Annotated in this window: 12 protein-coding genes; 8 read left to right on the forward strand and 4 right to left on the reverse strand. The window is 56.3% G+C overall.

The features are described 5' to 3' along the window. The first annotated feature begins 200 nt into the window (after positions 1-200). Positions 201-818 carry a translation initiation factor IF-3 gene (infC, locus tag H9S92_RS09870; RefSeq protein ID WP_406612145.1) on the forward strand — a complete coding sequence of 206 codons (618 nt, stop codon included), beginning with the start codon at positions 201-203 and terminating at the stop codon, positions 816-818. Between the two features lie 70 nt (positions 819-888). Here infC and H9S92_RS09875 read toward each other — a convergent pair whose 3' ends face one another. Together H9S92_RS09875 and H9S92_RS09880 are read right to left on the reverse strand one after the other, a co-directional pair. Further along, positions 889-1,758 (reverse strand): alpha/beta hydrolase, encoded by an 870-nt coding sequence (locus tag H9S92_RS09875; RefSeq protein ID WP_187466547.1) that lies wholly within the window; start codon positions 1,756-1,758, stop codon positions 889-891. 271 nt (positions 1,759-2,029) lie between these two features. Continuing rightward, a complete protein-coding gene (locus H9S92_RS09880) occupies positions 2,030-3,550 on the reverse strand; it encodes a T9SS type A sorting domain-containing protein (RefSeq protein WP_187466548.1) in 1,521 nt (506 codons plus the stop codon). A gap of 156 nt (positions 3,551-3,706) precedes the next feature. On the opposite strand from H9S92_RS09880, the gene mdh reads away from it, so the two are divergent. From mdh to H9S92_RS09915, 7 genes are all read left to right on the forward strand, one after another. Next, positions 3,707-4,639 (forward strand): malate dehydrogenase, encoded by a 933-nt coding sequence (mdh, locus tag H9S92_RS09885; protein WP_187466549.1) that lies wholly within the window; start codon positions 3,707-3,709, stop codon positions 4,637-4,639. A 321-nt stretch (positions 4,640-4,960) separates the two neighbouring features. Continuing rightward, positions 4,961-5,884 carry a transporter gene (locus tag H9S92_RS09890; RefSeq protein ID WP_222936049.1) on the forward strand — a complete coding sequence of 308 codons (924 nt, stop codon included), beginning with the start codon at positions 4,961-4,963 and terminating at the stop codon, positions 5,882-5,884. A 7-nt stretch (positions 5,885-5,891) separates the two neighbouring features. Next, complete coding sequence (locus H9S92_RS09895) at positions 5,892-7,433, forward strand: phosphatase PAP2 family protein (RefSeq protein WP_290283018.1); 1,542 nt, start codon at positions 5,892-5,894, stop codon at positions 7,431-7,433. 273 nt (positions 7,434-7,706) lie between these two features. Beyond that, positions 7,707-10,265, forward strand: coding sequence for a carboxypeptidase-like regulatory domain-containing protein (locus tag H9S92_RS09900; RefSeq protein ID WP_187466551.1), 2,559 nt, complete (start codon positions 7,707-7,709; stop codon positions 10,263-10,265). Positions 10,266-10,314: 49 nt separating this feature from the next. After that, complete coding sequence (locus tag H9S92_RS09905) at positions 10,315-10,731, forward strand: SRPBCC family protein (protein ID WP_187466552.1); 417 nt, start codon at positions 10,315-10,317, stop codon at positions 10,729-10,731. Between the two features lie 2 nt (positions 10,732-10,733). Then, complete coding sequence (locus H9S92_RS09910) at positions 10,734-11,099, forward strand: DUF2200 domain-containing protein (RefSeq protein ID WP_187466553.1); 366 nt, start codon at positions 10,734-10,736, stop codon at positions 11,097-11,099. Positions 11,100-11,123: 24 nt separating this feature from the next. After that, a complete protein-coding gene (locus tag H9S92_RS09915; protein WP_187466554.1) occupies positions 11,124-11,774 on the forward strand; it encodes a phosphoribosylanthranilate isomerase in 651 nt (216 codons plus the stop codon). A 191-nt stretch (positions 11,775-11,965) separates the two neighbouring features. On the opposite strand, the gene H9S92_RS09920 is transcribed toward H9S92_RS09915, so the two are convergent. Next, on the reverse strand, positions 11,966-12,619 hold the full coding sequence (locus H9S92_RS09920; protein ID WP_187466555.1) for a phosphoribosylanthranilate isomerase: 654 nt from the start codon (positions 12,617-12,619) through the stop codon (positions 11,966-11,968). Positions 12,620-12,800: 181 nt separating this feature from the next. Next, complete coding sequence (locus tag H9S92_RS09925; protein ID WP_187466556.1) at positions 12,801-13,619, reverse strand: indole-3-glycerol phosphate synthase TrpC; 819 nt, start codon at positions 13,617-13,619, stop codon at positions 12,801-12,803. Positions 13,620-13,649: the final 30 nt, after the last annotated feature.

Raw genomic sequence — 13,649 nt, forward strand, 5'->3', positions numbered from 1 at the left:
ACCCTTTACCCGGCAAAAACGATCTGAGGTGGAACATTATCCGGCCCTAAAGCCTTAATATTGTATTCCATTGCGCCTGCACCACCCCGGTGAGCGCCAATTATCTTTAAACTAAATGACCATTTTACTTGGGTAGAAGAAGAGGAGGCGGCGGCCGCAAACGCACTTTTACTAGGGAGGACACCGCTCCCAAGCACCGCATTAACGATATGATCCGGGTCCCGGAAGTTCGCCTGGTGGGCGACGACGTTGAGGACCTGGCCGCCGAGCTGAATGCGCCTATCAAAGCCGGTGACGTTTACGATACCCGCCGCGTTAAGCAGTGGGCCCGCGAAGCAGACCTGGACCTGGTCGAAATCAGCCCCAATGCGGAACCACCCGTAGTCAAAATCATTGACTACCGTAAGTTCCTGTACCAACAAAAGCAGCGGGACAAAGAAATGAAGGCCAAGACGGTGAAAACCGTGGTCAAAGAGGTTCGCTTCGGCCCCAACATGGGCGAGCACGACTTTGAATTCAAACTGCGCCACGCCCGCGCCTTCCTCGAAGACGGAGCCAAGGTGAAAGCCTACGTCCAGTTTCGCGGTCGCAGTATCGTCTTTAAAGACCGGGGGGAACTCCTCCTGCTGCGCTTCATGAAAGAGCTCGAAGACGTAGGTAGTGCCGAAGCCATGCCAAAAATGGAAAAGCGGCGCATGAACGTCATGATTGCTCCTAAGAAACGCAAGAAGGGCGAAGCACCCAAGAAGAAAGAAGGTGCAGCACCCGTTGAAAAGCCGGATTACTCCATCGACTTGAGCAAGCTCGAAGAAGAATAGGCTTTCGTTTGTCGTAAAAACTATTTTGCAAAATCCCCCCGGTGCTTTGGTGCCGGGGGGATTTGCATTTTCAGGGCTTCTTTTTGCGTTGCTGCGCTTCGCGTTCGCGGATCCAGTTCAGGGTCAGTTGGGCGGCGGGGACGACCATATTGCCGTGGTTAAAGCCCGCCAGTTCGTGCAGGGTGGCATCGGGGTGGCCACTGGCTACGAGCATGCGCCAGAAGTAGGCCGTCTCTTCGTAGCGGCCGAAGAGCTCCTTTTCGCGGTCGCCGGTAATCAGGACGATGGGCAGTGGACTGATGCGGAGGTGGGATAGGGGGGCATACTGGTCGACGCGGACATCGTTCCAGGCCAGGCCGTTTTCCTTGCGGGCGGTAAAGTGGGAAATGGTGTGTCCGCTGAAGGAGAGGAGCCCGGCCAGGCTATCGGGATGTTCGCCGTGGGCGGCCAGGTAGGTAGTGTCAAGCGCAACCATGCTGGCCAGGTAGCCCCCCGCGCTGTGGCCGGTAATGTAAATCCGCGCCGGGTCTCCGCCGTAATCGCCGATGTGCTGCAGCGTCCAGGCGATGGCGGCAGCGGCGTCTTCGGTGTACACGGGGTTTTTTACCCGGGGGGATAGGCGGTAATTGGCGCTCACCACGGCCACGCCGGCGTTCTCCCAGGCGTTCAGAAAGTGTTTTTCGCCCGCTTCGAGTCCGCCGCCATGGAAGAAAACAATGGTGGCAAAGCCGCTGCTGTCGGTGGGGTAGTATAGGTCGAGCTTACAGCGCTCGCGTGCGTAGGGGTCGGCACTTTCCGGACGGTAGGGCAGGTCGTAGAGGGTTCGGTAAGCACTCGAACCGGAAGTTTGGGCGCGGACGCAGGTGCTCCCCCCCAACCCCCCGAAGGGGGGAGTAGGGACAAAGGAGCAAAGGAGAAGGAGGAGCGGGAGGATTTTCATGCCCGCTAAGCTAGGGAATCGGGGCGAAGCTTTTCATTTTTTTGAACTACTTAGATTTGGGGAGCTGCGCTCCCTTTTTTTGAACCACTAAGAACATGAAGAGGGACTAAGGCCAAAAGGAAGCAGTCGCCGTGCAACGGCTCTACCATTTTTGAACCACTAAGGACACGAAGAGGCACTAAGAATTTTGTCACAAACTCTTAGTGCCCTTAGTGTACTTCGTGTCATTAGTGGTGAAAACAGAGGAGCGAAGCTCCTGGCATAAATTGGTCTAGGGCGTCACGATGATCCGGCGGGTAACCAGCCGGTCGTTGAGTTGAAGCCGCAGGAAGTAGATGCCGGCGGGAAGCGCTCCGGTTTCGAGGCGTTCGTTGAATCCGCTGGCGCTCAGGCTCAGTCCACGGCGGGCGTGTAAAACCTGGCCGGTGGCGCTGATGAGTTCGTAGCTGAGGGTACCGCTAAGGCCCAGGTCGCGGCCCTGAATGCGGAGCTGCTGTCCACCGGATACGGGGTTGGGGGAAACGGTGATGGTGGCATCGAGGGCGGGGTCAATGCTGGCCACGGTAAATTCGCCGTTGCGGAAGCGGAAAACCTCACCGAAATCGCCGTCCACAACGTAGCGGTTGACGGGGCGGACGCGCCAGAAGTAGCGGGCGCGGGAAATAAGTCCTTCGGTAATCAGGGCACTGGTATCGCTGGTGATGAAAGAATTGAGAATTGCACCGTTGAAATTGGTCGTGCGGTTCATCTGGACGATGTAGAAATCGGCGTTCGGCACGCTGCTCCAGGTGAGGACGACGGAATCGGAGAAGGGCAGGGTGGCGTTGTCTTCGGGCAGCAGGAGGGTGAGGTCTTCCACGTTGGCTCCTACGGTGGAGGCACCGGCGTTGCTGACCAGACCGATGCGGCCATCCAGGTTGGTCAGCATGGCTGCCTTTTGGTCTTCGGTAAAGCTCTCTACGCAGTTATCCAGCGCGTAAGACATGATGTTGCTGGCCGGAACGGCAAAGCGAACGGAATCGGGGTCGGTGAGGCTGTCCCGGTAAAAGCCGAGGCCGTTGCAACCCCAACGCTCCATCAGAAAATCGGGGGGCGTATCGCAAAAACCGTCGGCGGCCGTTGCGCAGTTGCTGCCGTCCACTTTTTCTACCTCCACATTAGCGTTGTTGAAAAAGAGAGTAGTGGGCGCGCGTTCGGTCAGCTCGATGTCGGCAATTCGTTCAATGCTTTCCCAGCCATAAAAAGTGTGGGGAAGGCTGAGGTAGTGACCTACTTCGTGGCTCCAGGTGCGGTCCCCGGCTCCGAGGCAGTTTTTACCTAGTGCGATGGCGTCCCGCGAAGGGCTGTAGTAACCACAGGCACCGGCGGGGTTTTCTACGACGTAGGTATTGAAGGTGTTGAAGACGTTGTTCTGGGACATCATCTGACGGCCAGTGGCAAAGTCGTGGTTATTGTAGCGGGTATTGTTGATGTAGCGGAAGTCTCCCTTGATGAAGAACTGGATGTTCATGTCCCGGAAATCGTTGTTCAGCAGGATCATTGAGTTGAGGAAGCGGACGGGATCGATGTATCCCACGCCGTTGTCGTCGCCCACCAGAAAAACCGTCATGGGCACGTACTGGGTGTTGGCAGATTTGGGCACGGGGGCGATTTCTCCAGCCTGGTAGCGCTTGAGCCACTCGGATTTTCCGACGGTGGCACATTCACGGTCGCCGGTAAAGCGCTGGGCGGAGAGGGCGCTGTGGAAGGTCGTCAGCAGGGTAAGCGCGAGGCAAAGACGGAGTATGGTCATTAGATTACGGTCATGATTTGCCACAAAAGTAAGTATTCTGTCAGGGCCTTACCGTCTTGGCCACGGCATTTGCGTCAGTACGCGCAATTTTATCTACTTTCGTGCCACTTTTAGCGAACAGCCGAAACCGTACGGCGGAAAAAGTTAACCTGTAACATGAGTAAAGTAACCGTAGTTGGTGCCGGAAACGTAGGTGCCACCGTTGCCAATGTGTTGGCCCACAATGACCTGGTCCGGGAAATTGTCATTCTTGACATAAAGGGCGATCTGGCCAAGGGCAAAGCCCTGGATACCTACCAGCAAGCTGGCGTTGATAATTTCAGCACCCGCCTGGTGGGTTCCGATGACTACGCGGCCACGGCCGATAGCGACATCGTGGTCATCACCGCCGGTATCCCCCGCAAGCCGGGGATGAGCCGCGACGACTTGATCAGCACCAATGCCAAGATCGTCACGATGGTGACCCGCTCCATCATGGAGCACAGTAAAAACCCCATCATCATTGTCGTGTCCAATCCACTCGACGTGATGACCTACGCCGCCTACAAGGCCAGCGGCTTGCCCAAGAGCCGCGTGTTTGGCATGGCGGGTATTCTGGATACGGCCCGCTTCCGGTCCTTCCTAGCCGAGGCACTCGACGTCAGCCCCAAAGACATCCAGGCGATGCTCCTCGGTGGCCACGGCGATACGATGGTGCCCCTGCCCCGCTACACGAGCGTCTCGGGCATTCCCGTAACGGAACTCATCGACGCCGATAAGCTCGAAGCCATCGTTGACCGCACCAAGAAAGGCGGCGGTGAGTTGGTGGCCCTCATGGGTACCTCCGCCTGGTATGCCCCCGGTGCGGCGGCCGCCCAGATGGTGGCCTCCATTCTCCGCGATGAGCGCCGCATCTTCCCCTGCTGCGCCCTCCTCGAAGGCGAGTACGGCCAGGACGGGCTCTTCCTCGGCGTTCCCGTCAAACTCGGTACCAACGGCATCGAACAACTCCTCGAACTTCAACTCAACGACGAGGAAATGGCGCTGCTCAATGACTCCGCCGACGCCGTCCGCGAAGTCCTCGATGTGTACAAGGCCATGGACGTCTGATCCGGCAGCCGCTCGTTTACTACCCAGGACTTTATATACACTGCACTTTTCTCCAGCCCATGGCCGGAGGGAGGTGCAGTGTTGTTTTGGGGTGGTTCGAATGTAAGCGGGTCTTTCGGGGCGCTTTACTGACCAGGGCGTCCAGATCCACTTTTTTTGGGGAACACAAACCGCGTTAAAAGCAGGTGTTTGGCGTGGTACCGACCATTGGAACAGCACGCTTCCCATCCATCCTCATGGGTGGCCAATTTCAATGCCGAGCGAAAAACTTATCTACACCTGTAGGTAATCTTTGCTACATTTGTTCACCAAATGTCCAAAATGAGGAAAATCTACTACCTACTTCTCCTGGCTGCGGGGGCTACTTCCTATCTGTCTGCCCAGACGCCCAGCGACGCCATACTGATGAAAGGCAACCAGGCCTGCGTCTTACTGGAATACTCTTTTGCGAGCTTCGATCATTACTGGGAAGGTGAGGTGAAGCGCAACAACCAGACCATCGAAACGGTCCACCGCCGGAGCGCCATGCCTATGGTGGCCATTGGCCTGTGGGACAACCTGAACATCTACGCTGGGGTCCCGTACGTAAAGACCTGGTCGACGGAGCCCAACGGGGGCAACTTTGCCGGAGCGAGTGGCCTGCAAGACCTGACCCTGGCGGCGAAGTACCGCTGGCTGAACAAAACCCTCAACAAGGGAGAATTGGTGGGGCTTGCCACACTTGGCTTTTCCACGCCGATTTCCAACTATCTGCCCGACTACCAACCGTACAGCATTGGGATCGGTGCGCCCGAACTGTCTTATCGCGCTATCCTGGAATACCAGCACAGCAGCAAGTGGTTTGTCCGGGGCGCTGGTGCCTACCTGTGGCGGGGCTACGCCGAGGCGGAGAGGGAATACTACTACAATGACGGGAGTTATTATACCCCATGGATGGATGTTCCCAGTGCCTTCACTTTGGAGGCAGTGGCGGGAAAGTGGTTCCTGGCCGATGCGCTGAGAGTTCAGTTGAGTTACATCGCTTCCCGCTCCTTGAGCGGAGACGACATCCGATCTTACAACGCCCCCCAGCCCACCAACCGGGTGAACTTTGGGCGGGTTGGCCTGATGGCGCAGTATTATTTCCCCCAGGTAAAGGGCCTTGGCGTAGTGGCGTACCACAATCGCATCGTCGACGGGCGCAATGCTCCTGAGATGATTACTACCGGCCTGGGGTTGACCTATTTCTTTAACTACCGAAAATAATCCAAGTGTGAAGGGTTTTAAAAATAAAATTATCCTCAGCGTAATGGTTGCGTTCGCCTTTTTCTCTTGTGAAAAAGACCTGCCAACCTATTACGAATTTCAGGGCTATGAATTCGCTTCCGTCGATCCCACCGGTGGGAATTGGAAGCCCATCTTAATCAACAGTGGTGCCGACATCAGCCTCCCCACGCCGAGTGCTCCCGGCTCTCCGGCGTACTTGCAGGAGATTGAGGACTTAAAAGAGCAGGTCGCCCGGATGACCGAAGTTGAAACTAAGGCCGTTACGTACTGGACGCAGAACCCCATCATCCGCTGGAATGAAATTGCCCTGGAACTGGTGGCCAAATACAACCTGATTCCCGGGCCTAACCCGGATGGCTCCTACACCCTGCCTAATCCGGCCAACCCCAACGGTCCGCCCGCCTTCCCCTTTGCCCACCCACCGTACGCGGTGCGGGCACTGGCGTACTTATCGGTGGCGCAGTTCGATGGCTTGATCTCCGCGTGGCACCATAAGTTTGCGTTCAACCGCGACGCGCCCTTTGTACAGGACCCCAGCATTAAGGCGACTTACGTTGGCAATATCATCCCTTCCTACCCGTCGGATGGAGCGGTGGTCGCCTCGGTCTCCCGGCAAATCCTGACGCAGATGTTCCCCCTCGAAGCTGAATATCTGGCGGAAAGAGAAGCGGAGCACCTGCGCTGCCTGTTGCTTTCGGGGGCCAACGTCCAAAGCGATATTGACGCGGGTCGGACCATCGGCCAAGCCATCTCCGGCATCGCCCTGGCCCGTGCTGCCAGCGACGGCATGAGAAATGCACAAGCACCAAAGCCTGTGTCAGATTCTATCGCACAGGCGGCTTTAGATCGTTTCGGTTGGGAATGGATCAACCGGGAGTTGCCGCAGCGCCCCGTTGGCCTGACCCCGCTTTACGGCAAGGTCAGGATGTGGAGCGTAGACAATGTGGAGCAAACCCGCCCCATTCCTCCCCCGGCCATCGGATCACCGGAATACCTGGCGGACGTGGCCATCCTCAAGGATTTCGCCGCCAACGTGACCCAGGAAAGAAGGAGAATTGCCAATTTTTGGCAAGACGGTTTAGGTACTTACACCCCACCGGGGCACTGGAATGAGTTTGCCAAAGAATTCATTGTGAAGTACCGGCTCAATCCGCTGCGGTCGGCCCGCACTTTTGCCTACCTCAATATGGCAATGATGGACGGCGGCATCAGTTGCTGGGATGCGAAATACTACTACCACTACCCCCGGCCCATTCAGGTAATTGATGGTTTTACGACCATCGCAGGGACGCCCAACTTCCCGGCTTATACCTCCGGGCACAGCGTTTTTTCCGCCGCTGGCGCGGAAGTCCTGGCCTACATTTTCCCATCGGAAGCCCAATTGGTACGGGGCTGGGCCGAGGAGGCCGCCATCTCGCGGGTTTACGGCGGCATTCACTGGACCTTTGACGCCACTGTCGGCACCGCCCAGGGAATTGACGTGGCTGGATATACCATTGAGGTGGCGCGTAATGATGGAGCGGATTGAGCGGTGTTTTACTGCGTAGCCAAGCACACAACAGCGCTGTAGACCTCGTTGGGACTTTGGTAAATTTGTCCGGAAGTTCTCTTTACGGCCGGAAGACCAAAGTCCCAACGAACTTTTGAATGCGGGCTACCCCACCTGGGGAGCCTGCATTTTTGTGAATGGGCTTCGGCCAAGAATAAAAAATGCACAATGTTCTCCAAAGCCAAAATACTACTCTTCCTTTTATTAGCCATTTCAAGCTTCGGTAACGCGCAAAGGATCATTTCAGGAAGTGTGCTGGAAACATCGGACGGACAACCGTTGGTAGGGGCCTTGGTGCAATTCCAGGCGGGCGAAAATGTTGCCGTTACGAATGAAAAGGGTTTCTTTTCCATCGAATCGGAAAAGGAGGAAGACGTACTCATCATCCGATACCTGGGCTATGAAGAAAGGCGCATACCGTTCACTGGGCAGTCCTCCACCCTCGGCGTTATTGAAATGGAACGCGCCAACACTACCCTGGACGAGATCATCGTGAGTGCATCCCCGAACAGTTTCAAAGGGAATTTCAAGGGCAGCAATTTCAGAATTAATCCGGTTACCCTCAAAGATATTAATCCCTTGAGCACTGAGGAAGTGCTCCGCACGGTTCCGGGAGTAAATATTGTGGGAGATATGGGGCTATCCAACCGCCCCAACATCAGCATTAGAGGTTCCTGGGGGCGGCGGTCCGAAAAGGTTTTGCTCATGGAGGATGGTTCTCCGCTGGCCCCGGCACCTTACATCGCGCCAGGGGTATACTACAATCCGGTAAGTGACCGCATCACGGCCATCGAGGTGTACAAAGGGGCCGATATGTTGCGCTTCGGGCCCAATAACATGTACGGAGCAATCAACTACATTACCGCCCTGCCCCCGCAGAAACCAGAACTAAGGGTAAAAATGGTCGGTGGCCAACGCAACTACCAAACGGGGCTGCTTTCCTACGGAGGGACCTGGAACAATCTCGGAGCCTTGGTGGAAGGAGTATATAAAAAGTTTGACGGATTTACCGAAAACTCCTCCGTGGAGGTGCTCAACCTAAACGCCAAAATATTCGCAAAGCTATCCGAAAACCAATCCCTCTACTTCAAGGTCAGTGGCCAATTCGAGGACAATCAAGCCTCTTTAAGTTCGCAAACCCCTTATACTTTTGATACGGACCCCACCCAAAACCCACTGGATGCTGATCAGTTCGCCATGCGACGCTACGGTGTAGATATCATCCACCGGTGGCTGGCCAAAAAGAATTTGAGTTTCACCTCCAAGGTATATGCTTCCGATTTCGAACGTGATTGGTGGCGACAGGTCACCGCGAAAGTGAAGGCCTCGGAGGTGAGAGACTACTTGGGCGAAGCCATTTTTAATGACCGCTACCGCTACCTGGAGGGTAGGTCTTTTGGTGATGAGGACTACGTGATTGTCGGCAGATTAAGAAACGGGCGGGAGAGTACCACCGATAGCCGTTGGACTTACACCGTTTCGGGCTTAAAGGAGACCATGGAATATGACTGGGACGCCTTTGGCGCGCAACAACACCTAGAAGTAGGCCTCAATCTCCACCAAGAAACCTACAAAGACTACATTTTAACGGCGGACAGTAGCCGTTGGGCAAGGCACGGGCGAACAACTACTGATTTATGGTACCGTCTTTGGTCCTCGAACGGGTTCATCAGAAATGAATTTAAGCTCGGGAAATGGGGCATTACCCCCATTATCCGAATGGAGTACGTTGATATGTACCGGCAGGATTTGCTGGCGGTGGCTGCAAACCCCAACATCAACAGCAGCAAAGAAGGGCGGGAGCCCAATACTTATGCCCAGCTGCTGCCTGGGATTACGGTAGACTACCGCACCAAAAATGGCGAGATTTTCGGCAGCTATTATCAGGGCATGATCGCACCTTCGAAAGTCTTTGGATTTTTGGTAGAGCAAGACGGAGTAATTACCAATCCGCTGGCCGGACAAAGCATCAACATCGACCCAGAACTGAGTTGGAATAGGGAAATTGGCTGGCGGGGAAACCTATGGGACAACCGAATTGACGGACAATTCACCTACTTCAACAATACCACCCGAAATTTTTACCTCGGCGGACGCAACGAAGTATTTCAAGAACTTGGCCGCATCAACGTGCAAGGATTGGAAGCTGCTTTTGGGGCCGAGCTATTTCACAAAAAGGACCATACCGTCAGCCTTATGGGGACGATCAATCTGATGCGGTCGAAAGTTTTGGAAGGTAGGTTGGTGGATAATGACCTGTTCTCGCAGGTGATCCACAGCACCGCGACCCGCAATGAATACCTCGCTAAAGTAAACGCCAACCGCAGCGCCATAGACGTATTCGTAGATGACGGTTTTGGAGGGGAAACCCTTTTCACTGAGGAAACCATTGATGCCGCAGACTTCCCCCGGATCACCAAAAGCGTCCTTACATTCGGTCCTGATGGTATCAGGGATGCAGAAGCTCCTTACACGCCGAAATTGAACGCAAGTGTTGGCCTGAACTATGATTACCAACAACTTTCCGTCGGTTTCAGTGGGCACTTCGTAAGTGCGCAATTCACCGAATTCCATAATTTCAACAGTGAATCAGCCGATGGAGCCATAGGTAAATTACCGGCCTTTTACTCCGTAGATGCCTTTGCAAACTATAACTTTACCCTCGGGAACAACGTAAAAATGACCGCTTTCCTCAACGGCAAAAACGTCACGAACGAGATCTACCGCGCCTCTCGCCTCAACCGCGCCACTTCCGGCCTGTTCGGCGGTGGGTTCCGGCAAATCATCATGGGCGTAAACTTGAAGATTTGACGCCCACAGCAAAGCAATTTTTGGCCCAAAGTTTTACCACCAAGCTACCATGCAAGCTACCAAAATCACCATCCAAACCACCGTTTCTGCCGATCCCCAGAAAGCCTGGGCTTACTATACCGAGCCGGAACACATCACGCAGTGGAACTTTGCCTCCGACGACTGGCAATGCCCCAGCGCCTCCAACGACCTGCGCCCGGGCGGAACCTACCGCGCCAGAATGGAAGCCAAAGACGGCAGCTTCGCTTTCGACTTCGAGGCCACCTACCTGGAAGTAGAACCGGGCAAACACTTCCGCTACGTCCTGGGCGAGGATAGAATGGTGGATGTCGATTTCCGGGGCCAAGGCCAGCAAACGGAAGTCACCGTTGCCTTCGACGCTGAAACCGAAAATCCCGTCGATATGCAACGAGAAGGCTGGCAAGCCATCCTGAACAATTACAAGAATTACACGGAAAGTCACTAACCATGCAACCATCTCCTGAACACCAGGCCAAGATTGCCAGGCTCACCGTCGCCTCCGTCTTTCCGCATTACGTGACCAAGGTAGAACGCAAGGGCCGCACCAAAGCCGAATTGCTCCAGGTAATTGAATGGCTCACCGGATTTACCGACCCGGAGCTGGAGAAACACCTTGCGGAAAAGTCCACTTTTGCCACTTTCTTTGCCCAGGCCACGCTCAATGCCAACGCCCACCTCATCACCGGCGTTATTTGCGGCTACCGCGTGGAAGAAATCGAAGACCCCCTGACCCAGCAGGTGCGCTACCTCGATAAGCTGGTGGATGAGTTGGCCAAAGGCCGCAAAATGGACAAGATTTTGCGCACCGCTTAACGGATCGCCAACTTCTCAGTATCTATGACACGTCCCAGAGTAAAAATTTGCTGCATCAGCAGTGTGGAAGAGGCCAAGATAGCCATTGACCACGGCGCTGCCGCATTGGGCCTGGTGGGCCACATGCCCAGCGGACCCGGCGTGATCGGGGATGAGCTGATTTACCAGATTGCCCAGACCGTCCCGCCGCCCATCGCTACCTTTTTGCTGACCAGCGAGACCAAGCCCCAGGACATTATCGCACACTACCAGAAAGTGCAAACCACCACCATCCAAATCGTCGATGCCCTCGAACAACGCGAATACCAAATGCTGCGCGACGAACTGCCCCACGTAAAATTGGTGCAAGTCATCCACGTCATCGACGAAGGCTCCGTACGGGAAGCCGTAGAAGTTTCCCGCTTCGTCGACGCAATTTTACTGGACAGCGGCAACCCGAACCTGGCGATAAAAGAACTGGGCGGGACGGGCCGGACCCACAATTGGGCATTAAGCAAGGAAATCCGCAAAGCCATCGCCATCCCGCTCTTCCTAGCTGGCGGACTCAATAAAGACAACGTCCGGCAGGCCATCGAAACGGTAGAACCCTTCGGCCTCGACCTCTGCAGCAGCGTCAGGACCGACGGAAGGCTCGACCCCCAGAAACTCGGCGCCTTCTTTGCTGCTATGGGCTGATTTTTGGCTTCGCTTTTCGGTCCTAGCAACCGCAACGACGTCGTAAACGCGTTGCTTAAAACGCAGCATCAAACAGGGTTAAGTTTTGCGCTTTACCGAACACTGAAATGCTAGAGTCTTGAAAAACTACGGCCCAGTTCAGCGAAAAAACTCCACGCAATACTCCATGCAACTCCATGGGCTAAAGAGCCTTACCGCAACGCTTCCACAAACGCCGCCAACTGGCTCACGTCTTTCACCCCGGGAGCGGATTCAAAACGGCTGTTCACATCCACCCCCGCCAGCTGGGGATGCTGGAGGGCCCGCACGGCGGCGGCGTCCTCCGGGCCAATTCCTCCGCTGAGCAGGAAGGGCACCGGGTGTTGGTAGGCGGCCAGCCGTTCCCAATCCCACTTCTGCCCCGTCCCGCCGGCTTCGGGGTGGCCTCCCGTGTCAAAAACGAAGAGCGGACAGGAATCGACGTACTCCCCCGTGTCCCGGAAGTTGAAGTCGGCCGCGACGGAAAAGGCCTTGATGATCTTGGCTTTGCGCAGGGTGCTGACGGACCAGAGCAGTTTCAATTCCCGGCAGTAGCCCGGACTTTCGTTGCCGTGGAGTTGTACGTAATCGAGCTGGTAATCGTGGACGACGTTGAGGATATAATCAAGTTCGGCATTGACGAACACCCCGACCTTTGCCGTGCTCTCGAAGGGCTGAGGGTTGTTTTCCATCCACCGCATCAACTCGGCCGAGGCGGCGTGCCGGGGCGAGCGCTTGTGGAAGATGAAGCCCGCAAAATCGATGCCGAGGCCCAGCACTTCGGTGATGTTCTCCGGTTGGCGCAGGCCACATACCTTGATTTTCATGCTGTGTAGTTTTTGGGTCGTTGGGATAAAGGTAGGGGTTTAAGCCCGATGGCGTTGCGGAATCGTTGGGTCTTTCCCCGCCGCTGCGCAGCCCCTTCCTCGCTCCTCGTCCTGACTCCCCCCTTCGGGGGGCCGGGGGGGAGCACCTGCGGCCGCGCCCTACACCCCGCCTGCCTTTTCCTCAGGCAATCGCCCCGTCGTAAAGGTCTTCGATCGTGCGGACTTGCCCGACAAAATCGGCCAGGGCCCGGCCCGCGTCGGCTTCGCGCATGAAGTAGGTGCCGATGAGGAAGCCGCGGTACCCGGCGCGGCGCAGGCGGGCGATGGCCTGGGGGTCTTCGATGCCGCTTTCGCTGATGCGGGGGATGCCGGGCGGCAGCAGTTCGGCCAGGCGGATGCTGTTGTGGATGCTGACGCTGAAATCTTTCAGGTTGCGGTTGTTGACGCCGACGATATCGACCTCGGGGCTCAGGCGGCCGACCTCTTCTTCGTTGTGTACTTCGCAGAGCACTTCCAGGCCCAGGCTGTGGGCCTCGGCGGTGTAATCGGCAATCTGCGCGGCCGAAAGGGAGGCGGCGATGAGCAAGACCACGTCTCCGCCCATCGCGCGGGCTTCGTGGAGTTGGTAGGGGTCCACGACGAAATCTTTGCGGATCAGGGGGAGGTCCACACTCCGGCGCACGGCGGCAAAATCAGTGGGGAGGGCGCCGAAAAATGCGCCGTCGGTTAGGCAACTGATGCCGGCCGCGCCCGCCCCAGCGTAACCTTGGGCGATGGCGGCGGGGTCGGCGGCCAGGTTGATGTCGTTTTGGCTGGGCGATTTGCGCTTAAACTCGGCAATGATGCCGTAGTCCGTGCTGTCGCGCAGGGCGGCCACCAGGCTCCGGCGGGGCGCGGCGTAGTCGGCACTATCGCGCAGCGCACTCAGGGGCGTCTGCTCGCGGCGCAGGGCCACCTCGGCCATTTTGTGGGCGTTGATGCGGTCGAGAATGGTTTCCATAAGTAAGCAATTTTGGTGGCGGATGCGGGC

Origin of the sequence: Neolewinella lacunae (assembly GCF_014349155.1) — a bacterium.
Taxonomy (GTDB): domain Bacteria; phylum Bacteroidota; class Bacteroidia; order Chitinophagales; family Saprospiraceae; genus Neolewinella; species Neolewinella lacunae.